Origin of the sequence: Pseudomonas sp. efr-133-TYG-5 (assembly GCF_030209175.1) — a bacterium.
In the GTDB taxonomy this organism is placed as follows: domain Bacteria; phylum Pseudomonadota; class Gammaproteobacteria; order Pseudomonadales; family Pseudomonadaceae; genus Aquipseudomonas.
This window is the reverse complement of record NZ_JARVSM010000001.1, coordinates 184,574-203,707: the sequence shown is the minus strand read 5'-3', so window position 1 is coordinate 203,707 and position 19,134 is coordinate 184,574. Positions and strand designations below refer to the sequence as shown.

Annotated in this window: 24 protein-coding genes and 2 pseudogenes; 10 read left to right on the top strand and 16 right to left on the bottom strand. The window is 55.8% G+C overall.

Translation table 11 applies throughout. From position 1 onward, the window contains the following. Positions 1-98: 98 nt before the first annotated feature. Both QRN70_RS00965 and QRN70_RS00960 read right to left on the bottom strand, forming a co-directional pair. The gene (locus QRN70_RS00965) at positions 99-467 is read right to left on the bottom strand and encodes a hypothetical protein (protein WP_285415359.1); all 369 of its coding nucleotides are present in this window, start codon (positions 465-467) and stop codon (positions 99-101) included. 197 nt (positions 468-664) lie between these two features. Continuing rightward, a complete protein-coding gene (locus QRN70_RS00960) occupies positions 665-1,018 on the bottom strand; it encodes a hypothetical protein (protein ID WP_285415358.1) in 354 nt (117 codons plus the stop codon). Between the two features lie 330 nt (positions 1,019-1,348). Between QRN70_RS00960 and QRN70_RS00955 the strand changes: the two genes are divergently transcribed. After that, positions 1,349-1,606 carry a hypothetical protein gene (locus QRN70_RS00955; protein WP_285415357.1) on the top strand — a complete coding sequence of 86 codons (258 nt, stop codon included), beginning with the start codon at positions 1,349-1,351 and terminating at the stop codon, positions 1,604-1,606. A gap of 147 nt (positions 1,607-1,753) precedes the next feature. Here QRN70_RS00955 and QRN70_RS00950 read toward each other — a convergent pair whose 3' ends face one another. Beyond that, positions 1,754-2,140 (bottom strand): hypothetical protein, encoded by a 387-nt coding sequence (locus QRN70_RS00950; protein WP_285415356.1) that lies wholly within the window; start codon positions 2,138-2,140, stop codon positions 1,754-1,756. Between the two features lie 75 nt (positions 2,141-2,215). Next, positions 2,216-2,713, bottom strand: a complete 498-nt coding sequence (locus tag QRN70_RS00945; protein WP_285415355.1) for a DUF7660 family protein — start codon at positions 2,711-2,713, stop codon at positions 2,216-2,218. A gap of 46 nt (positions 2,714-2,759) precedes the next feature. Here QRN70_RS00945 and QRN70_RS00940 point away from each other — a divergent pair, with 46 nt between their 5' ends. Together QRN70_RS00940 and QRN70_RS00935 are read left to right on the top strand one after the other, a co-directional pair. Further along, positions 2,760-2,996, top strand: a complete 237-nt coding sequence (locus tag QRN70_RS00940) for a hypothetical protein (RefSeq protein WP_285415354.1) — start codon at positions 2,760-2,762, stop codon at positions 2,994-2,996. Between the two features lie 102 nt (positions 2,997-3,098). After that, positions 3,099-3,444, top strand: a pseudogene (locus tag QRN70_RS00935) (transposase); the annotation flags it as partial. Between the two features lie 211 nt (positions 3,445-3,655). Here the strand turns inward: QRN70_RS00935 and QRN70_RS00930 are convergent. From QRN70_RS00930 to QRN70_RS00915, 4 genes are all read right to left on the bottom strand, one after another. After that, positions 3,656-3,982, bottom strand: a complete 327-nt coding sequence (locus QRN70_RS00930) for a hypothetical protein (protein WP_285415353.1) — start codon at positions 3,980-3,982, stop codon at positions 3,656-3,658. Between the two features lie 111 nt (positions 3,983-4,093). Next, positions 4,094-4,717, bottom strand: a complete 624-nt coding sequence (locus tag QRN70_RS00925) for a hypothetical protein (RefSeq protein ID WP_285415352.1) — start codon at positions 4,715-4,717, stop codon at positions 4,094-4,096. Between the two features lie 381 nt (positions 4,718-5,098). Further along, a complete protein-coding gene (locus tag QRN70_RS00920) occupies positions 5,099-5,599 on the bottom strand; it encodes a CinA family protein (protein ID WP_285415351.1) in 501 nt (166 codons plus the stop codon). A gap of 55 nt (positions 5,600-5,654) precedes the next feature. Continuing rightward, entirely contained in the window at positions 5,655-5,906 is a 252-nt protein-coding gene (locus tag QRN70_RS00915; RefSeq protein ID WP_285415350.1) for a hypothetical protein, read from the bottom strand. 205 nt (positions 5,907-6,111) lie between these two features. Here QRN70_RS00915 and QRN70_RS00910 point away from each other — a divergent pair, with 205 nt between their 5' ends. Then, positions 6,112-6,366, top strand: coding sequence for a DUF6555 family protein (locus QRN70_RS00910; RefSeq protein WP_285415349.1), 255 nt, complete (start codon positions 6,112-6,114; stop codon positions 6,364-6,366). Further along, positions 6,363-6,611 (top strand): hypothetical protein, encoded by a 249-nt coding sequence (locus QRN70_RS00905; RefSeq protein WP_285415348.1) that lies wholly within the window; start codon positions 6,363-6,365, stop codon positions 6,609-6,611. Before QRN70_RS00910 ends, QRN70_RS00905 begins: the two co-directional genes overlap by 4 nt. 123 nt (positions 6,612-6,734) lie before the next feature. Here the strand turns inward: QRN70_RS00905 and QRN70_RS00900 are convergent, their stop codons facing one another. Both QRN70_RS00900 and QRN70_RS00895 read right to left on the bottom strand, forming a co-directional pair. Continuing rightward, positions 6,735-7,664, bottom strand: coding sequence for a ZIP family metal transporter (locus QRN70_RS00900; RefSeq protein WP_502941491.1), 930 nt, complete (start codon positions 7,662-7,664; stop codon positions 6,735-6,737). Between the two features lie 234 nt (positions 7,665-7,898). Next, positions 7,899-8,783, bottom strand: a complete 885-nt coding sequence (locus QRN70_RS00895; RefSeq protein WP_285415347.1) for a manganese catalase family protein — start codon at positions 8,781-8,783, stop codon at positions 7,899-7,901. 647 nt (positions 8,784-9,430) lie between these two features. On the opposite strand from QRN70_RS00895, the gene QRN70_RS00890 reads away from it, so the two are divergent. Then, the gene (locus tag QRN70_RS00890) at positions 9,431-10,414 is read left to right on the top strand and encodes an LLM class oxidoreductase (RefSeq protein ID WP_285415346.1); all 984 of its coding nucleotides are present in this window, start codon (positions 9,431-9,433) and stop codon (positions 10,412-10,414) included. Between the two features lie 54 nt (positions 10,415-10,468). Here QRN70_RS00890 and QRN70_RS00885 read toward each other — a convergent pair whose 3' ends face one another. Together QRN70_RS00885 and QRN70_RS00880 are read right to left on the bottom strand one after the other, a co-directional pair. Beyond that, the gene (locus tag QRN70_RS00885; RefSeq protein WP_502941566.1) at positions 10,469-10,768 is read right to left on the bottom strand and encodes a putative quinol monooxygenase; all 300 of its coding nucleotides are present in this window, start codon (positions 10,766-10,768) and stop codon (positions 10,469-10,471) included. Positions 10,769-10,853: 85 nt separating this feature from the next. Next, positions 10,854-11,861 (bottom strand): zinc-binding alcohol dehydrogenase family protein, encoded by a 1,008-nt coding sequence (locus tag QRN70_RS00880; protein WP_285415344.1) that lies wholly within the window; start codon positions 11,859-11,861, stop codon positions 10,854-10,856. Between the two features lie 109 nt (positions 11,862-11,970). Here QRN70_RS00880 and QRN70_RS00875 point away from each other — a divergent pair, with 109 nt between their 5' ends. Next, positions 11,971-12,861: a LysR family transcriptional regulator gene (locus tag QRN70_RS00875; RefSeq protein WP_285415343.1), complete on the top strand. Its 891-nt coding sequence runs from the start codon at positions 11,971-11,973 to the stop codon at positions 12,859-12,861. Positions 12,862-12,883: 22 nt separating this feature from the next. On the opposite strand, the pseudogene QRN70_RS27745 reads toward QRN70_RS00875, so the two are convergent. Continuing rightward, positions 12,884-13,182 (bottom strand): annotated as a pseudogene (locus QRN70_RS27745) (hypothetical protein); the annotation flags it as partial. 511 nt (positions 13,183-13,693) lie between these two features. Here QRN70_RS27745 and QRN70_RS00865 point away from each other — a divergent pair. Beyond that, on the top strand, positions 13,694-14,422 hold the full coding sequence (locus QRN70_RS00865; protein ID WP_285415342.1) for an SPOR domain-containing protein: 729 nt from the start codon (positions 13,694-13,696) through the stop codon (positions 14,420-14,422). A gap of 69 nt (positions 14,423-14,491) precedes the next feature. Beyond that, positions 14,492-14,782, top strand: coding sequence for a DUF6388 family protein (locus QRN70_RS00860; protein WP_285415341.1), 291 nt, complete (start codon positions 14,492-14,494; stop codon positions 14,780-14,782). Positions 14,783-14,885: 103 nt separating this feature from the next. On the opposite strand, the gene QRN70_RS00855 is transcribed toward QRN70_RS00860, so the two are convergent. Then, entirely contained in the window at positions 14,886-15,740 is an 855-nt protein-coding gene (locus QRN70_RS00855) for a helix-turn-helix transcriptional regulator (protein WP_285415340.1), read from the bottom strand. Positions 15,741-15,928: 188 nt separating this feature from the next. Further along, the gene (locus QRN70_RS00850) at positions 15,929-16,900 is read right to left on the bottom strand and encodes an XdhC family protein (RefSeq protein WP_285415339.1); all 972 of its coding nucleotides are present in this window, start codon (positions 16,898-16,900) and stop codon (positions 15,929-15,931) included. Positions 16,901-16,990: 90 nt separating this feature from the next. Here QRN70_RS00850 and QRN70_RS00845 point away from each other — a divergent pair, with 90 nt between their 5' ends. Further along, on the top strand, positions 16,991-17,776 hold the full coding sequence (locus tag QRN70_RS00845; protein ID WP_285415338.1) for an alpha/beta fold hydrolase: 786 nt from the start codon (positions 16,991-16,993) through the stop codon (positions 17,774-17,776). Here the strand turns inward: QRN70_RS00845 and QRN70_RS00840 are convergent. Beyond that, positions 17,769-19,121: an MFS transporter gene (locus tag QRN70_RS00840; protein ID WP_285415337.1), complete on the bottom strand. Its 1,353-nt coding sequence runs from the start codon at positions 19,119-19,121 to the stop codon at positions 17,769-17,771. The genes QRN70_RS00845 and QRN70_RS00840 overlap by 8 nt on opposite strands. Positions 19,122-19,134 lie beyond the last annotated feature (13 nt).

Genomic DNA, 19,134 nt, shown 5'->3' with positions numbered 1-19,134 from the left:
GAGCCTTTCGGCGAAAAGCAGTCGTTCACGGGAGGCAGCTATCGACCCACGGCAGTAATCCGAACCGCATTGATCTAAAGCAATGCCTCCTGCCCATCCTAAAATCGTGATGGCAGTTCATTTCCGGCCTGGGCATCCGAAAAGACCTCATCTGGATCTGCCTGACACCAATATCTGAAAAGTAGGCGAGGCTCGATATTTCTGAAATATTGATCCACGATGCTCTCGGGGCGCACGACGAATTTAGGTTCTGGCCATTGCTGGGCTAAAACACCTAATGGTTTGCCAGATGAATAAACAACCCAAGTGGCCTTGCCTCCACTGATACGAGGTAGGTAGTCCATATCTTGTATCACTTCGATCAAGGTGCGCAGTGTTGCTGATTGATCGAGTGTGATCGATATTGCATGACTTTCCAGATCATCTCCCGCATGAACGCTATCTCGATCAATGGCAACTACCAACATGACTGCTCCTTTTAGTGGTGTGCTTTCACCAGATCGATCAGCGTAGAGACATCAGCGGCTAACTGTCGAGTGCGCTTCTAGCCGAAACCTGCCGTACCAGGCTACCGCTTCCGGCCAAAAGCAGCCCATCAGATGTGTCCAGGAAATCATGGAAGATTCATGCGCGCGATGCCATGAATGAACAGCGATAATGCCGCTTATTCGACGCAAACAACAGACGCTTCTGCGCTAGGGAATTTATGCTGTGTTACATACAGCTGTCCGTTTAGAGCCGCGTAATTTGTTTTCTCTTTTAAAAAAGGGCGAACTTCCGTTTCTGCTTTAAGTGGACTGCATAACTCGCCTGCCCGCTTCTTGACAAAACCAACAACTTGTTCCTGTTTGTTGTAACCGTTACCTTCAAAAGTAACTGTATAGGTGTTGACACCTGTTTTTACGTCGCTGTATCCCCCTTCGTACATTGTCGAGCCTTTAGGCGCATATGGAATACCGGAGCAAGCCGAAATAATTAAGCAAGAAGCGACTAATAAGAATTTAGATTTTTTTATCATGTATAAACCTGAAAATTGGCTATGAAACGGTTTTAGTCTTGCTACAAAGGAGCGCGATATGGATAGCGACAGGCTTCGCATCCCCATAAAATTCAGAGCAGCATTCAGAATGCTACTATTTAGCCATCATCGTGTCCAATTCGATTCTGCGCTGAAAACAGACCTTGCCGAACGGCTGCTTCGGGTCGGTTTCAGCCCCTGGTGGCAGGCGCAAAACGGCCAGACGCGGACATCGTCTGAAGGCAGCCTTCAAACCAAAAGAAAGAACCTTGTCTTAAAAAAACGATAGGCTCACGTACTTGTTATCAGTAAAAACCTAGGCGAAGGGACATGGCACTGTCTAAAGGCGATCTCATAAGGCTAATCAGCGTTGATCAAGGAAAAGTAGTTTTAACTGATTGGATTAGCTCTCGTGAAGCGGCACCAGGAGATATCGCTTTGGTGGAAGAAGTCTCTATCGGAGAGGATGGGCAGATCGTTCGCCTTCTGTGCGAATACCGTCCGGGATTTCTAGAGTGGCGAATGTCGTTTTATGAGGCGGAATTGACTTATGAGCTTCTTCAGGACTCCACTGACGTCAGCACTTAAATCTTTGCCTCAGAAAATTATTTCTCCCCACCAAGGGCTGCTTATGGCCGATGGACACTCGTCACGAACGACTGGTTCCGGCCAGAAGCAGCCGTTCGATCAACGCTTTCTCCCAGGCAAAAACGGAAAATTTTTCAATACGGAAAGCTAGTCTGCAAGAGCAGCCATTATTTCCTGGACCGCCGGCTTCGTGTACTTCTCACTGGGGTCAGTCTCCGGTGGATCGTTACTGCGGATCCATTCACCCTGGTCGAACGCCTGGTATAGCGAGAATGCGGGCTGAGGCATTTCATCAGTCATGCCCACGTCAACCACGGCATTTATGATCCCGTTCATAACACCGTCGCAAAAACAATAGATCAAGGAACCTTGTAGATAGCCCTCCGCAACGGTGATAGACAATTCGTTCAGTACATCTCGCGGTGCAACATCGAACTTTTCGCAAGTGGCTGCAAGATCACTCAGCGTTAAACCGTATGAATCGGCTTTCACCGAAAGCTCCATGAGTACGTTATGCGGTAAAACCTTGATCATGAGTTTGTTCCGACCGGGTGCAAAGGCAGTGCATCAGGGGTGTGCATCGATGTTCTCAAAAGGAAGCCCTGACGTTCACTCATAAAATTTGCCAGCCAGCAAAATGGATGCGCACCGCTGCCATACATTTGTAGTCGGAGCAGGCGACGACCTGGCACTAGCGGTCGCCCATGCAGCCGCCGCTTCAAGAAATCCGTCAACAGACTGATTTTCCCACTCCAAGGCGCCGGTCCAATTGGGAGGCGATGGTGTTGCCTGCTCCAATACGCGCTCACTGGCAAAGTCAGAACCAAGGGCCTTGATAAACCCAATGAACGATTGCTCATCGTTTACGCGTTCCAACAATTCATCAAGATCTATAGGCATGGGGAAATATTCGATCGGGAAGTCATGCGCAAATGATGACCCAAATGCTGCTATGTTGAGAGATGGACAGTCAACCTCCATTACGAACGGCCACTCTGGGTCGTAAGCAGACGACGCCGAATGACTGCTTTTTAGCCGACTCTGTTGAAAAAGTCGGTGTTCGGATTCGGTCTCTTCTACGGAGCCGATCCATAACAGCCGTTCCATCAGAGTTTCGGGCACCATAACGATTTTAAAAAACAGAACGTTGAATATGAATCATGAACTTTGGCAGGAACCTGATGGCTGTCAGACCTTTCGTCTGGCCGGTGCTGAGGGTGATGGTGCGCGTGCGCTTATGCATTCGGACGCGAAGCTTGTTTGGGAGGTTGAGGCTGAAAGTCATTTCGAAGCGATGACGAAATATTATGCGCACATGCAGTGGGGCGAGTACCAGACGGAGTTTCTCGAACAAGACAAGACTTCCTACAGGAAACTGGGCTGGGAATGACCAGCCAAGAGTAGGATAAAACTGCGGAACCCTCTCTATCTGATAACCACTTGCCATAGTCTGCTTTGGTTCGGCTTTGCTAAGAATGCGCCCTGTGTCATCTACGGCAAAGCACTCCATCGGCCAGCGAGAGAGTGTGCGAAGGCCCATTTGAACCTGGCGTATCGCTGGTTCTGCCGGTTGAGCCTTGAAGATGAACTTCCCAACCACTCGACCTTTTCCAAAAATCGACACGGCCGTTTTCGCGACAGTGATCTGTTTCACTGGTTGTTCAATGAAGTGCTGCGTCGCTGCATGGACGCCGGCCTGGTCAAAGGCGCTGATCGATATCGAGCACAACGTGATCATGGATGTGGAACTCACACTGGCTCATCGAAGCTCAGGAGTCGAGAGCACCAAGTCGATGATCGATCGGGTCGAAGCGCAGTTCGACATCAAGCCAGAGCGCCCGCCTTCACCGCGATGATCATCGAATCAGCCCGGACAATCTGCGCCAGCAGCCGGTCCGCCTCTCGCTGATCTTCTCGCTCAGCAACACACCTTCCACGTCAGCCACCTATTGTTTTAGCCGATAACTCTCGTGTTCCTCTCAAAAGGTCAGAGGGTTGCACACTTCGCCAACAACGCGACCGCCAACGATCCTATAAAAATCTGCGTATTTACTCCTTGTGGTCGCGCACGGTGAAGGTGAAAAAAAAGAACGAGATTTTTTCGTTCTCAATATCCCTCAGCTCGTAGCGGATTCTATCCAGACCGTCGTCGATGCGAGTCACGATGAGGTCCATGAATTGGGTTAGTCCGCCACCGAAGCCGCTTAGGTTCAGTGCGCTGACGTCGCAAAAAACGGCCGTCACGCCCTCTGTTTCTGGATCTTCGGTGGACGACATAGTCAGCGTGAGGTTGTATTTGAAGTCAACCATCTCAAGCTTCATCGAAGCCACACAATTGTGCTCGAAAAGCAGTTCGTTTAAACGAGAGAGATCCATTACGCCCCCGAGAAGAAATCAGGTGTAACTCTCAGCGCTGCCAACGCTCCTACGATCAATTTCATGCAGGTCATTCCTGTGGGAAAGGGAGAACGATTTCACTCACACCCGTTACTTCGAATACCAGTGTGTAACCCAGCTCTTCAGGGACTTATCCGGCTGGACGCATGCGCCCAGCTGCATTGGAGGAACCTGGTGGGGTGGCAGCGGGCTGACTTTTTGAGCGACTACCCGGCAACCTTTGAATTTGCCCTCTTCCACTATCGCGAGGAAATACGCCTCGTAGTCCACGCCGGCTTCAGGAATGAATGTAAGCGCGGGCGGCATGCACAGCGCGCCACCAATGTTCTTAATGTCTACTACGAAGGGCTTGCCTGCGAGCGCTACCATTTCCGAATATTTTTCATTCGGGGCGGCTCCGTCCACAAGTCGCTCGGAACTGGGCATCCCAATGCTGAGGTTGTAGTAGTACTGCACGCGCTGTAAACGTGCCTTCGGGCCAGGCCGATTTAGCGGTTTTACTGGCAATTCGTTGCTCAATTCTTCGCAAGAATACCCAGTGCTATAACTCGCTTCTAATGATGGAAATCCCGTGTAGATGCGCACTCTCGACATAGTTGCGGGATCGTAATCAACCTCTGCAAATTGGACTTTTGAAGGTGCTGAAACTGGTGTGGGCATATGGGAGCTGCACGCTTGGAGAAACAGCGAGGCACACAAGATCGCTTTCTTCACCTTTCGTCCTTGAATGTACTTAAAGTGTGAATGATATCGCCTGGCCAGCATACTGAACAAGGAAACCACTTGCCCTGTAACCAAAGTTGCTCGCCGCCCCACGCCACGGCGTAGTCCAGCGCGTCCTGCAATCGGGTGGTGCCCAGATCCTCGACCGCATCCATGTAGACCACACTGATTAGGGGGTTTCGTGGATCGACGTGTCGGTACGCGCGGCGCTGTCCGAACGCGTCGCCCGATAACCTGTAACGGGCCGTCCGCCCTTTCGTAATCGAAATGCACGATCACCTTGCGATCGGGACGGCGTACCTCACGAGTGCTGATTGGTCCGCGCGAAAACACACCGAACAACGCCTGCAGGTTCATCCATGAGTGGTTGCCCTATGCTTGCTCGCCGGCGATAAATCGCTGATGGAAATGGGGCAACGCTTGGAGCGCGTGCTCGGCGGCCTGGCGCTGCACGTCGCAACGAGAGCCGAAGAAACGCAGCCGCCGGGTGAATACACTCTGCACTTGACCGCGTTGAAAGGCCCAGGCGAAACAGATGGTGCCCGCAGGAATCCCATCAACGTCCTCCGGACCAAGGATTCCGGTGGTTGCCAATGCAACATTGGCGGGGCTGTCGCGCAACGCGCCCAACGCCATTTCGCGAGCCACCTCACAGCTGGTCAGATTGAACGTCTCGATGGTATCGGGACTGACATTCAACAAACGCTGTTTGGCTTCGGGCGAGTACACCACGTAACCGCTTTCGATAAGCTCGCCACTGCCTTTTACCTCGGACAGTAACGTGATGATCTTGCCTGCCGTACAAGACTCGGCAGTCGTCAATCGCAATGCATGGTCGCGCAGGTAAGCTACAGCGCAGTCTGCGGTGGACATACACCTACCTCCACAAGCGTTGAGATGATCCTGGCGTCTTTCATCCATACGCGACTCACCCGTGATAGTCCGCACCTGCCACAGCGCGCAAGTAGGCCTGATCCGCCTCGATTCGCAGTTCACGCCACTCATGCCATGTCACGACGCCCAGCCGATCCATATCATCGGCCTGGCAAAGAAGCTCGTCATGGTAGGCATCGGGGTTGTCCATTCGCAGTGAGTAATCATCCAACACTCGGTGCCAGCGATCATAGGCGCGAAGCTTGACTTCTAGATCCGGAGGTAAAGGACTTTCATGCGTATTCATAGCGATGAACTCTTTGCGATGTTTGAGAGTTGAGCCCGCGAATTTAGCGACAGTTCAAGTCAGACGACCAGAGGAAAGCGACGGTGCGGCACAGGGAAACGCCCCGTGTCGAAGGCGACGAAAACGAGCCAGACAAGCACCGTAATTTTTTGGAATTTTTTCAGCGTCAGATCGCTCCTTTGCATATGAGCAAAAGGAGGGCCTCATGAATCGCACTGATCTATACGTCATTGAATACCGGCTTCATGGGAAGCCGAAGTCGTTCGTCATTCGTTTGCCAAAAATGCGAAACGCTGATGCCTGGCATTGGGCGTGCTGCGATGCAGATCTTGCCCCTATCCCGAAACCGGGCAAGGCGCCGCTCAAGATGTTCAGCAAACCGATGGCCGAAAGGTTCGGCGTGACCGATGTCAGATGGCGGGAGACCACCAAGATAGAGTGGACCGAGGCAGTTCCATGAATCAGGACACAACGCAGTTTGCGGCCTCATCGGCCGACGACGAGCTGGCTCGCAACGCAGCTCTTTTCTTCGAAGCGGACAGGCTGGAAGCGTGTGCCTACAGTTTGCTCGAGGGCGACGCCAGTAGCGCGGCGTCTTGGCAACGCTTCACTGAAGCCAAAGCGGTGGCCGATGCCAAACGTAGCGAAGCGCAGCAGGACCTGCTGCGCATTCGCGGCCAATTGATAAATTCTCCGGTACCGTGAACAGGACATCGCGCCTGTAGGGGCGGCGGGAAGAGCTTGCTTCGCTCATGGTTGGGGTTGCCCACACAGGACGCGGACGGCGTTCCAGGATTTTTTCGTTTCGCGGATGAAGTGTTCATCCGGCTAACCCAATGCGGTATCGAGAAACATCATCACCCCGAATCCCAACATCAGACCGAGGGTCGCAGGTGTCTCGTGGCCGTTACGGTGGGTTTCAGGAATGACCTCGTGCGACACCACAAAGATCATCGCGCCGGCCGCCAGCCCCAGCGCCACTGGATAGCCCAAGGCGAAACCGCTCGATACCCCCAGGCCCACGATTGAGCCCAAAGGCTCCATCAACCCGGACGCTATGGCGATCAGGGCCGCCCGCCATGCCGATATACCGGTCACGCGCAGCGCCAATGCGACGGCGAGGCCTTCAGGAATGTCTTGAATGGCGATGGCCGTCGTCAGCGGCAGGCCCACTTTCATGTCGCCGTTGGCAAAGCTGACGCCTATCGCCATGCCCTCCGGCAGGTTGTGCAGGGTAATGGCCAGGACGAACAGCCATACGCGATTGATGCGTTGAGAGTCGGGTCCGCGCCTGCCGCTTTCCTGATGCTCATGCGGCACGAACCGGTCTAGACCGATCATCAATGCCACCCCCAGAGCCAGTCCGAATACGACGACACAGGCGGCCAATAGCGGGCTGCCACACAACGCTTGCGCGGCTTCAATACCCGGAAGAATCAACGAGAACGAGCTGGCTGCCAGCATCATGCCGGCGGCGAACCCCAGCATGATGTCCTGGGTGCGCGACGCGATATCGCGAAGGATGATCGCCACCAAAGCGCCCAGGGCGGTCGCCGCGAATCCGGACAATCCTCCCAATGCCGCCAGGCGCAGATTGTCCTTTTCAGCCCCTACCAGCGCAGAGTAACCGCTGATCAACAGCAGGCCGGTAACCAGCAGGAGCGTCGCCCAGAACAGCAACCCAGGCCAGCCGCCACTCGACGCCATACCCCACCAGTTGCGCAGTGGGTTCCTCGCGGACGATGAGGAGAGTGACATGTCGCCTCCTACCGTCCGGTTGATGGTTTTCCAGTGACGCTGACCTTGGATTGGCGCAACGTTCTGGAAATCTGCAGAGCGGTTCTGTCAAAGGATGCAGCGGTTGCGTTGAACCGATCGGACAAGGACTGCGCCAGGTCATCGCTGTAAACACCGGTATGCGTATTCATGTCACGTACCTCGGACTGCATGGATAAAAAAACCGCACGCCGTGGCGACGTGCGGTACTGCTTATCACGCTTCTGATTGACCCTGAACACCCGCACCCAGATCGGCGCCTGTGATGGGGTTACTGTCCGGGTCGGACATGGTTCGTGCCTTCATGTCCATCAGCAGCGCCTCTTCTTCGCCGCTTAGCTGGACACTGGCGGTACCGTCGCCGCCATCCACGGCGGGCTCAGGGTTTTCAACGAACTCCCAGTCGTCACCCTGATTCCATGGGCCGCGGGTACTGCCCTCTCCGTGCGACATGTTGAAGTACACGTTGGTGAACTCCGGCATACCGGGGACCTTGCCCTGCGGGAAGTTCGGTTGGATCGCGTGCAGTGCTTTTTCGAAGGACAGCTGGTGAGCGATTTCACGGGTCATGAGGAAGCCCAATGCTTCCTTGACGCCTGGATCGTCCGTCACATTCATCAGCCGCTCATAGACGATTTTCGCGCGGGCCTCGGCTGCAATATTGGAGCGGAAGTCGGCCGTGGGCTCACCGATCGTATCGACATAGGCCGCCGACCATGGCACTCCCGCCGAGTTGGTCAGCGGCGCACCGGCGCCATACAGCAGGCTGGTGATGTGCGAATCGTTGCCCGCACCATTGATGGCCCGGTACAACTCGCCTTCCTCCTCGACGCCTTCGGCCATTCGGCCTTTGGCCCCCTTGTTCAACATGACGATGATCGAGCCGACGATTTCCAGGTGGCTCAGCTCTTCGGTCGCAATGTCCATCAACAGGTCTTTGCGGCCCGGATCATCCTCGGCCAGCGCTTGGGTGAAGTACCGCGATGCCGCCGCGAGTTCGCCCTGGGCGCCGCCAAATTGCTCCAGTAATAAATTGGCCAGGCCTGGATTGGGCTCGGCGACACGCACGGTGTATTGAAGTCGCTTGTTATGTAGAAACATGACAAATCTCCTCAGGTCAAGCGAGGCTCGATGCTCATTCGAGAAAGCTCGAATGCGAGCCCACAGACATCTGAAGCGAATCCCGGCTAAGGAATTGCAATTTGTTTTCAGTCACGGCGACAAGCGGCACGGAATGATTTTTTCCGAGGCTTTTATCGCCAGTCGTCGGCCTTCACCGAGGCGTTCGTAAACTTTTGCATGATGGGTCAGCTCAACTGCTATCAGCGCTTGCAGCGTTTTCGATCGAAGAAATGGGAGAAGAGAAATACGCTACGTATGTCAAAAAATTCAGAGCGCGAAGATGGTCGAAATGCCATCTTTCGCCACCCAACACCAATCGTCGTGATGAGCGATATAGCGCTTCACTGAAAAACGCCTACGCTCCTTATATGAACCTCCAGGCCGTTGCTGAGGCGGTAGCTCCGGCTGGAGCGATTCGACTTCCTTTGGCCTCCCGGTCAGCCCTACTCCAGCCCTGCCCGCGCGTATCAGCAGCAACAGGCCCATCGATCCTCTCGACTCGACACAGCGTGTACTGGCGCAACCGAGCAAAGGATAGACATATACCTGGCGTTCTCTGGCGAGCGATGCCTCAGTGCTTCCGAAAACAGGCGCACTGTTCATGTTCTCCCGTCGAGGAAGATTGTATGTATCGGCCCAGCACGATTCCTTATCAGCAGCATCGGGGGTTCAGCCGAACCTTCACCCAGGGTCATTTGAGCCTCGGATTGCTCTTTCCCTTGGAGGCCTTCGATGGCGATACGCCGAGCATGCTCAACCAGGTCGAATTGGCCAAACGAGCAGAGGCTCTGGGCTTTTGCGCACTCTGGTTTCGCGATGTGCCTCTGCGGGATCCTGATTTTGGCGACGTCGGCCAAGTCTTCGACCCGTGGGTGTACCTGGGCTATATGGCCGCTCATACGTCAGAGATAGCACTGGGTACCGCTTCCATTGCCATCCCTCTACACCATCCCCTGCACACGGCCAAGGCTTCGGCCAGCGTCGACCAATTAAGTGCAGGTCGCTTGATTCTGGGAGTAGCTTCGGGCGATCGCCCGGTAGAATATTCGGCTTTTGACGTCGATCCCGAAAGACGCGGAGAGATCTTTCGAGAGCACTACGAGGTGATTCGCAGCGCTCACAGCACCAGCTTTGAGCCCATCCAATGGAGCGGTGGTGAAATGCGGGGCGCAGACCTCGTTCCGAAACCCACCACCCAATTCATTCCAATGCTCGTGACCGGGAACAGTCGCCAGTCACTGGATTGGATTGCGCGCGAAAGTACCGGATGGATCAACTATCCACGCATACCGAATATGCAGCGACTGATCGTCGAAGATTGGCGGGAAGAGGTCAGGAAGCAATGTGGCACCGTTTATAAACCCTTTACTCAGTCGCTTTACATCGACCTCGATGAGAACCCGTCGACGCCGCCCACGCGGATTCATTTGGGATTCAGACTCGGACGTTACCATCTCCGCTTTTTGCTGGAATCGCTTGAGGAGATCGGAGTAGACCACGTCATCCTGAACCTCAAATACGGGAATCGCCCTGCTGCGCAAGTCATCGAGGAACTGGGGACTCACCTGGTTCCGGAGTTCGGTGTACAGCCCCATCCTCGAGCGAACTGATACGTCGGCCGCCTCCACGCAGACAGAGACGGCGCGGTTCCACAGGATGAGTCGTCAGGCCGATACCTGTTCAAGGAATATCAGCTGCAACGGCTCTTGAAGCAGGTCATCTGCCGTGACGGCAAAACGCTGAAAGTAAGGCATTGAAAAATGCGCATCCAGCGCCGCCTGGTCCCTGAAAGCCTCGCGCATGTAAAACGTGCCCTGTTCGTCACGCTGCTGGAACAATACATAATCGAGATTGCCCTGCTCTGCCCGGGTTGGCTCTACCAGCGCCAGCAATTCCTGTTTCAATGCCAGCTCTTTGCCTGGCTTGGCCTTGAGCACGGCAATCGAGACCAACGCGCTACTCAACGTATTCACCGTCAATGCTCCAACACTAAAAAATGAAAAGTGATGCGGCGGCGGGCCCTTGAGCGAGCCCGCCAGGGGCGTGAAATCAGAAACCTTCGAGGACCACTTTGCCCCGGGCCTTGCCGATCTCGACGAGAGCGTGGGCCCGGCGCAGGTTTGCCGCATTGATCGCACCGAAGTGCGCGCCTACGGTGGTTTGCAGAACCCCCTGATCAATCAGATTACTGACCCGATTGAGCAAGTGATGCTGGTTGATCATGTCTGCGGTTTCGTACAGCGAGCGGGTGAACATCAGCTCCCAATGCAATGACAGCGACTTGTGCTTTAGCGGCATCACGTCAAGGCTTTCGGGATCGTCAATCACCCCCAGACGTCCCTGCGGTTTGAGCACGCTGATCAATTGTGCAAAGTGCTGTTCGGTGTGAGTCAAACTGGCGACGTAGTCGACCTCCGGCAGGTCCTGTGCCTGCAACTGCGGCAGCAGTGGCTGGCTGTGATCGATGACGTGATGCGCGCCCAAGTGCCGCACCCAATCGGCAGTTTCGGGGCGTGAGGCGGTGCCGATGACAGTCAGGCGGGTCAACTGTCGGGCCAGTTGCACCAGCATCGAACCGACACCTCCCGCCGCTCCAGTGATCAACAGGCACTTGCCTTCGCCTGAACCCTCGGCGACACCAAGCCGGTCAAACAACAGCTCCCAGGCAGTGATCGAGGTCAACGGTAACGCGGCCGAATCGGCTGCACTCAATGAACGAGGCTTGTGCCCGACGATCCGCTCATCGACCAGATGGAATTCGCTGTAGCTGCCCGTGCGGGCAATCGAACCGGCATAGAACACTTCGTCGCCCGGTTGGAACAGCGTCACTTCAGAGCCGATCTCGCGAACAACGCCGGCGGCATCCCAGCCGAGAATTTTCGGTTCCTTTGTGAAAGTTCCGGCGCGTACCTTGGTATCGACTGGATTGACCGACACCGCGCGAACTTCGACCAGCAGATCCCGTGGACCAGGCGTGGGCATCGGAAGACTGATGTCAATCAATGCTTCTGGATCGTCGATGGGCAAAGCGTGTTGGATAAAGGTAATAGCTTTCATGGACACTCGCTGTCTGAAGATGGACGCACTCACTTGCCGCTATCTTCGACTTCCCATGTGAAAAGAAAAACAAGCAGAATGCGCCAACACTTTCACTGCAGGAGTGAAAATGATTCGAATCGATGACCTGGGTTTATTTATCCGCAGCGCCGCGCTAGGCAGTTTCACCGCAGCGGCGCTGGAGGCGGATCTACTGCCTGGGCAGGTTGCCGCCGCCATCAAACGTCTGGAGCGCGAGCTGGATGTACGCCTGTTCGCCCGAACCACTCGCAGCCTGCGTTTGACTGCCGAGGGCGAGCAATATCTGCCCACCGCCCACGCAGTGCTGGAAACCCTGAAGCAAGGCAAGGAAGACCTGCGTGGTGAGAACGCCACGCTGCGAGGCGTGCTGCAAGTGACCGCGCCGTCCGATCTGGGGCGCAACATACTGCTGCCATGGCTGACGCTGTTCCGCCGTCAGCATCCTGAATTGACGCTGCGTTTTTTCCTCTCGGATCAGATGGCCAATCTGTTTCGCGACCCGGTCGACGTGGCGATTCGATACGGCACCCACGAAGACGCCAACTATGTGGCACTGCCGCTCGCCCCATGGAATCGGCGGGTGCTGGTTGCCTCGCCGGAATATGTGCAACGCTGCGGTTCTCCCCAGACGCCAGATGACTTGAGCAGGCATGCTTGCCTGCTCTATCTGCAAAATGGTCGGGTCTACGACAAATGGAACCTGGGAGGACAAACCGTGCAGGTTTCAGGGCCCATGTTCAGCGACGACGCCGATGTCGTGCGCCGCTGGTCATTGGAGGGTGAAGGTATCGCCAACAAATCCTGGTTGGATGTCAGTGCCGATATCGCCGCAAAGCGGCTATTGGTGCTGCTGCCTGACTATCCTGGTGAAGTGTCACCATTGAACCTGGTCTGCCCACATCGCAAACAGATCAGTCCGGCGGTTTCGCAGCTTTATGCCTGGTTGAGAGGCCAGTTTTCTGCGCTGCAGCACAGTTGAACCGAGTGACCGCAATGCATGCTCATTGAGCCTCCTGCCCCCCACGGTTCGGCGGATCTATGCGCTCGATATCTCCCAGTACCAGCGCTCGCCCGGCAAACAGGCCGCCGGATGTTTCCAGGGCGAAACGTTCGGCATCGCGTTTGCGCACTTCGTCGATCACCGCATCGGCTTCGCGCTCCGACGTTCCCAGAGTCACCACGGCCGGCAGATCCAGTGACATGCCGACGCCGAGCAAAATCAGTCCCAACAGCAGGCCGCGGAACGGCTCTGTGTCAGCTCCAACTGGTGACGAAAGGTGGATTCCGATAGCAGCACACCAGTAGCGCAGCGGCAGTCATGATTTCGCGCGCTTGGTATGGGCCAATACCCGAAACAAGGGATCGAGCAGCCACAATCCGAGGTCACCAATGCCGTTTGAAGGAGTGACACGAAGTCCACTGGCATCTTCATCTTCGGATCGTCAATGACCAACTGATTATCCTTTCATTCATGCAGAGCGCTCGGATATGGCTGGAATTTTTGACCCGGCACTTCAATCATGACATTCACCTTGAAAAAAGTGTTTTAAAGAAGTGTTCTCACATTCATCTGACACGGTGTTTTTTTGAACACCTGAGCCTTTTTCCTCAACCCACAGTCTATAAAGTGCAAGCCCGATGTTCTATTAAAACAATAAAAAGCAGCCAACTTCTTTTGGCTCTTGGGCACACTGACGCGCTCAAGAATTCAGACCATCTCAGGATCAGCAATAGAACCCCGCGCTAGCAGAAAGAGACGGGACAACCACCTATTCACTTGATTTGGAGATGCCGCTTTGCGAAAGCTTGGCTTGGGCTTGCTGATAACTGGCGTTTTCGGACAACTGTCCGCACTGCTATGGACTTACACGTTCACAGGATCAATTTGTGAAAACAACGGCGACAACTCCTACATTCAGCAAAAGGCAACAAAGTTCGAACGAGTGCTTGAGGAAGCCGCTAATAAATTTGCGACAGAGCTCAGCGCAATACGTTCTGTCGGGCTCGCACCCCTTATAGAAAAACAGTCTCGCGTACCCGACTCAGCGGAGGCTGCTGCCGTACAGGATTTGCTGGAACAGCCCAACCAAATACCCGCACTTGAGCTGGCTTTCTCGTCCCCCCAGTTAAACAGATGGACCATTATTCTAAGCGGTCTGGTCGCCTTTGGCGGTCTGCTCCTGACAGTCTTCGCCCGCAAACAAACCACTCATCCGCAATGGCATGTCTTCCGCACCTTGCGAGGGTCGCTGATCACGCTGGAACGCCCATGCTTGACATGCGGCGGCTGTGTTTTTCACGGTAAAAAAGTCGGCTCAAGCAAGCCATCGGCCTGCCTGTGGGTAGTCGAAATTGCATTGAACACACCTAGCCGCCACCGCGCAACAAAAGCCATTGAACAATTGAAGTTGCCAGTAGCGCGTAGAGAAAACAACTTTGCAGTCATCGGCCCATATAAACAGAAACGGGATGCGGCTCGAGTTGTAAAAGAGTTGAGTGAAGGTCATGGCGTCAGAGGATGGCTGATGGCGGGGAATTGAGATATTTCTGTCGACAGCGTCGCATAGCACAACACATGACTACTTATTTTATAAAATTTGTGAGCACTCATGATCGCAAAAGAATTTAGAACCGCATTTGCCTTAAAGAAATTCCTCAGCGCCAATCTATGCATCCAACTTGAACTCGCAAAACTCAACTATAACCTTGCTGAAAACTGCGGACTCTCGCCAGACAAATATCGTCTTATCGTTCTGAAAGAAGCATTCGAAGCAGCAGCAGAAGCTCACGGCTGCGACTGCTGGGATTTCATTCTGCAATGGGTAGCGGAAACAAGCGAACAACTTGAGATGATGCGTGAAGAACGCATGCAAGAAATTTATGACTTCCTGGACGAATAGTTCAACCTGCAACTTTCGCAGCCTTTAAAGCCGCCAGTTGAAAGATGACAGTCTGATTATTCATCAGCGGGAGTATTACTCGATACCCCGCCCTCCTCTCGATTCAAACCGCCGCGTAACTATCCACTACACGCCGATACTGGCTGGGCGAAGCTCCGATGTGCTGACGGAAAAACCGTGTGAAATGACCTTGCTCGGAGAACCCGAGGTTCTCCGACAAAAGACCCAGCGTTCCACTGCGCTCACGCTCAAGCCAGGCAAAAGCGCGGCGCATGCGCGCGTCGTTCAGCAAAAGGGTCGGCGTCATGCCGGTGTCTTTCTTGAACAGCGCAAAGAAGTGTGCCCGAGACAGACCACAAGCCCGCGCGGCGTTGTCGATCGGGTTCGGATCATCGAGGTGCTCAAGCAACCAGGCGGTGCCACGGCGCACGCGCGCGTCCCGAAACTCATTTGAGTTCGGCGCACCCAGCAGCGACAAATGCCGCCAGCTGGAAAAGTCCTCGATCAGTTCGATCAGGAAGTCGAACAGCATGAACTCCAAGCGCTCTTTCGGCACGATCCCACAACCATGCGCTTCGGCGACCAGGATGTCAGCCAGGGTGCGATTTCGACTCGACAGCTCGATGCATGATTGGGCAAAAAAGTCCGGCCGACCGCTGAGCGCCAGCGACTGCTGGGCAGTGGCCAGCCAGGCGGGCTCGATGTAGAGCGCCAGGATGACGGTGGCACCCGCACCCGGCTGCGGGTCGTAGAAATGCGGCTCCCAGGCGTTGACCAGCACCGCCGTGCGATCACTGAGCGGAACCCGCCGACCGTTAACGCTGAAGTAAGTGTCCTCGCCGGACACTTTGACCAGCACATGGCATTCGGAATGGGTATGGGTGACCAGCGAATGATCCATATTCAGCAAGGCGACCCGGCCAAACCTGCCGTGGAAAACCCGTTGGGCAATCGACATCAGATTCCTCCGCTCGCTTGAAGCGATATCGTTATCGGCCTCAATGCATATCATCGGGGCGCTTATCTATTTCACAAGCGCGTCGATCGGTCCATGGTTCAGCAACACTTGGCTGGCCACTATCGCGCGCGAATGACCGAGCGTCTACCTCGACTTTCGCAGCCCCCACGTTCGTCGGAAAAACCGCCTTACAAGGCATGGCGTTCTTTGCCGTGATAAACGCGCAGGATATCGGCCACCACCGCCAGAGCGATTTCCGCCGGGGCCTTGCTGCCCAGATCGAGGCCGATGGGCATGTGTAAACGGGCGATCTGTTCATCCGTCAGACCACCGATGCGTTTCAGCCGCTCAGCGCGCTTGGCCGACGTTGCCTGAGATCCCATGGCGCCGATGTAAAACGCCGGCGTGTGCACCGCTTCCATCAGCGCCAGGTCATCGATTCGCGGATCGTGAGTCAGCGCCACCACCGCGGTCGCCGCGTGGCAACCTCCGGCGGCAATGAACATCGAGGGCAGCACGCGTTGCGTCTCCACACCTTCTAGTTGTACTTGCAGCATCTCTTCCCGGGGATCGCAGGCGATGACTTCGCAGCCGATGGCGCGGGCAAAACTGGCGCAGAATTCGGCGACCGGCGAGAGCCCCGCCAGAATCAGTCGTAACGCCGGGCCGACGCTGATGCGCACGCTTTCGTCGACGACTTGCACCCGCTCGCAGCCGTGTCCGGTGTCCGGGTCCAGGCGCAAGGCACCACTGCTCAGCTCGACGTGACGCAGCAGACGACGCTGACCCAGCAACGCTGCTTGCAGACTCTCCAGGTGGGCGATCCATTCGAGACTGGCAGCGCGGTGCTCGACCAGCACGATCAGCACGCCGCCACAGGGCAATCGCAGGCGGTGGCGTTGCTCGACGCTGTCGCCGTAACTGACGATCTGCGCCGGTTCGCGTAACTCACCGCGCGTCAGGCTTTCGAGAAACTCCTCTTCGACGCAGCCACCCGACAGCGAGCCGACGTGTTCGCCTGTGCCATTGGTCACCAGCATCGCACCCGGCGCACGCGGTGCCGAGCCATAGGTGGAGAGCACCGTACATAGCCACTGGGCCTGACCGGTGCGAGCCCATTGCAGTGCCTGGTCGATCACCTGAACATCGAGATGACGCATATTTTCTGTACCTCAAGCAAAGCGTGGTGCTGCATGCAGGGTTACGTTTACGGTAACCTGCGAGCAATCCTGTTCAATCGTTGATTCAACATGTCGCCACAACAGTATTTGCAACTCGGGGCGCTGCGCCTGGAACATCGCCAACTGCCTCCGGCTGACCCATCGCGACCGACACTGGTGCTGTTGCACGAAGGCCTCGGCAGCGCCGACCAATGGAAAGACTTCCCCCTGCGCCTGGCCCAGGCCAGCGGTTACGGTGTGGTCACTTACAGCCGTCAGGGTTATGGGCAATCGAGCCCGGTAACCCTGCCGCGTCCGCTGAACTACCTGAGCAGCGACGGCCCTCGGGAACTGCGGCAATTGCTCGATGCCTTGCAACTGCCGCAGGTGGTCTTGCTCGGTCACAGTGACGGCGCATCCATCGTCCTTGCCTATGCCGCCACCAACGATCCACGCGTGTTGGGCAGCATCGCACTGGCGCCTCACGTGATTGTCGAGGCCGAGAGCCTCGATGGCATTCGCCACACCACCGAGGCCTGGCATCAGGGCGAGTTGCGCGAGCGCCTGGCACGCCACCATGGGACAAATGTCGATGGCGCTTTTCACGGTTGGAGCGACAGTTGGTTGCACCCTGACTTTTCCTTGGATGATCTCGAAGCGCAGTTGGCTTATATCGAAAAGCCGTTGCTGGTCATTCAGGGTCGCGAAGACCACTACGCCACGCCCGAGCAACTGGTGGTCATCCAGCGACAGGTCGCTGGACCGTGCCGCTGTGTGTTGCTGGATAACTGTCGGCACTTTCCCCAGACCGAAGCGACCGAGCAGACCTTGCAGCTGATCTGCGAATTCCTGAAGCGCCTCCCCGCCTTTACTTGAAATTGCCTTGGGTTTCTGGAATCACCACGCTGCCGATCAGGTAGATCACCGACAGACCGACGGCGAACATCGCCAACACCATGGGGATCTGCGCCGGGCTGCCGCTGACCAGGGACACAAAGGTCGGCATGGTTCCGCCGAGGGCGAAACCGTTGTTCCAGGACAATCCGGTGCCGCTGGCTCGCAGCTCGGTGGCAAAGCGTTCGTTGAGGAAGATCAGAATCGGCGCGATGATCGCCCCACCTATGAAGCCTATACCCACGCAATACAGCGCAGTACGGGTCAGCGAACCCGATTCGGCGACACCCAGAAACATCATCGGCAGGCTCACCAGGTTGATCACACCCAGCAGCATGAAGGTCTTCTTGCGACCGATCAGGTCGCTCAGGTAACCGAAGGCCAGTGCTCCGACAATGGTTGCCACCGACCCGTACATGAGCATCTGCGAAGTCTGCGCATGAGGCACTTTGGCGACCACGTTGAGCAACGTCGGCAGATAACCGCAGGCCAGGTAATACGTGGCACCGCCTCCGAACGTAATCAGCAGGTTGACCAGCATCACGCCGCGGTACTCGCGACCGAACAGACGCTTGAGCGGCGACACGACAACTACCGCCGGCCCCTTGGTTTTGCGCGCTTGTTGCAGTTGCTGCCAGACCGGGGTCTCTTCCAGGTAACGGAACATCACCAGACCGAAAAACGTGCTTAGCAGGCCGCAGAAGAACATGAAGCGCCAGCCCCAGACGTCAAATTCTTCCCCGGGAAAGATCTCCGACAACACCAGATAAGTGAATGACGCCAACAGCGCGCCCATACCGGCGCCGGCACCACCGATCAACCCGGACATCAAGCCGCGATAGCGCGGCGAGATGGATTCGGTGCCGATGGTGTGAGTGGAGGCAACGATGCCGCCCACGAAAATGCCCTGTATCACCCGCAAGACCAAAAACAGTATCGGGGCCAATATGCCGACCTGATGAATGGTCGGCAACGCGCCAAACAGTGCCGTGAAAATACCGACGCCGACCATCGACACCATCAACGCACGCTTGCGGCCGTGTTTATCGGCATACGCGCCGAAGATCGCCGAGCCCAGCGGACGCACCAGCAAGGCCACGGCGAACGAGGCATATACCGCGGCCAGCGACAGGGTCGGGGTGTCCGAGGGGAAGAACAGGCGGCCGATGATGGGCGCCACGTAGAGCAGAATGAACAGGTCGAACAAATCCAGCGCCCAGCCGAATGTCGAGGCAAATGCCGCGAGCAAGGCCTTGCCCGGTGGAATCTGTGGTGTATCGCAAGCGGCGCTGGAGGGTGATGCAGTTATTGTTGTTGTCGTAGTCATGGTTGCCTCACAC

Bases quoted from the DNA above. Each gene is read 5' to 3' on its own strand.
- QRN70_RS00965 (WP_285415359.1), bottom strand. From the start codon at position 467: ATGTTGGTAGTTGCCATTGATCGAGATAGCGTTCATGCGGGAGATGAT.
- QRN70_RS00960 (WP_285415358.1), bottom strand. From the start codon at position 1,018: ATGATAAAAAAATCTAAATTCTTATTAGTCGCTTCTTGCTTAATTATT.
- QRN70_RS00955 (WP_285415357.1), top strand. From the start codon at position 1,349: ATGGCACTGTCTAAAGGCGATCTCATAAGGCTAATCAGCGTTGATCAA.
- QRN70_RS00950 (WP_285415356.1), bottom strand. From the start codon at position 2,140: ATGATCAAGGTTTTACCGCATAACGTACTCATGGAGCTTTCGGTGAAA.
- QRN70_RS00945 (WP_285415355.1), bottom strand. From the start codon at position 2,713: ATGGAACGGCTGTTATGGATCGGCTCCGTAGAAGAGACCGAATCCGAA.
- QRN70_RS00940 (WP_285415354.1), top strand. From the start codon at position 2,760: ATGAATCATGAACTTTGGCAGGAACCTGATGGCTGTCAGACCTTTCGT.
- QRN70_RS00930 (WP_285415353.1), bottom strand. From the start codon at position 3,982: ATGGATCTCTCTCGTTTAAACGAACTGCTTTTCGAGCACAATTGTGTG.
- QRN70_RS00920 (WP_285415351.1), bottom strand. From the start codon at position 5,599: ATGTCCACCGCAGACTGCGCTGTAGCTTACCTGCGCGACCATGCATTG.
- QRN70_RS00915 (WP_285415350.1), bottom strand. From the start codon at position 5,906: ATGAATACGCATGAAAGTCCTTTACCTCCGGATCTAGAAGTCAAGCTT.
- QRN70_RS00910 (WP_285415349.1), top strand. From the start codon at position 6,112: ATGAATCGCACTGATCTATACGTCATTGAATACCGGCTTCATGGGAAG.
- QRN70_RS00905 (WP_285415348.1), top strand. From the start codon at position 6,363: ATGAATCAGGACACAACGCAGTTTGCGGCCTCATCGGCCGACGACGAG.
- QRN70_RS00900 (WP_502941491.1), bottom strand. From the start codon at position 7,664: ATGTCACTCTCCTCATCGTCCGCGAGGAACCCACTGCGCAACTGGTGG.
- QRN70_RS00895 (WP_285415347.1), bottom strand. From the start codon at position 8,783: ATGTTTCTACATAACAAGCGACTTCAATACACCGTGCGTGTCGCCGAG.
- QRN70_RS00890 (WP_285415346.1), top strand. From the start codon at position 9,431: ATGTATCGGCCCAGCACGATTCCTTATCAGCAGCATCGGGGGTTCAGC.
- QRN70_RS00880 (WP_285415344.1), bottom strand. From the start codon at position 11,861: ATGAAAGCTATTACCTTTATCCAACACGCTTTGCCCATCGACGATCCA.
- QRN70_RS00875 (WP_285415343.1), top strand. From the start codon at position 11,971: ATGATTCGAATCGATGACCTGGGTTTATTTATCCGCAGCGCCGCGCTA.
- QRN70_RS00860 (WP_285415341.1), top strand. From the start codon at position 14,492: ATGATCGCAAAAGAATTTAGAACCGCATTTGCCTTAAAGAAATTCCTC.
- QRN70_RS00855 (WP_285415340.1), bottom strand. From the start codon at position 15,740: ATGTCGATTGCCCAACGGGTTTTCCACGGCAGGTTTGGCCGGGTCGCC.
- QRN70_RS00850 (WP_285415339.1), bottom strand. From the start codon at position 16,900: ATGCGTCATCTCGATGTTCAGGTGATCGACCAGGCACTGCAATGGGCT.
- QRN70_RS00845 (WP_285415338.1), top strand. From the start codon at position 16,991: ATGTCGCCACAACAGTATTTGCAACTCGGGGCGCTGCGCCTGGAACAT.
- QRN70_RS00840 (WP_285415337.1), bottom strand. From the start codon at position 19,121: ATGACTACGACAACAACAATAACTGCATCACCCTCCAGCGCCGCTTGC.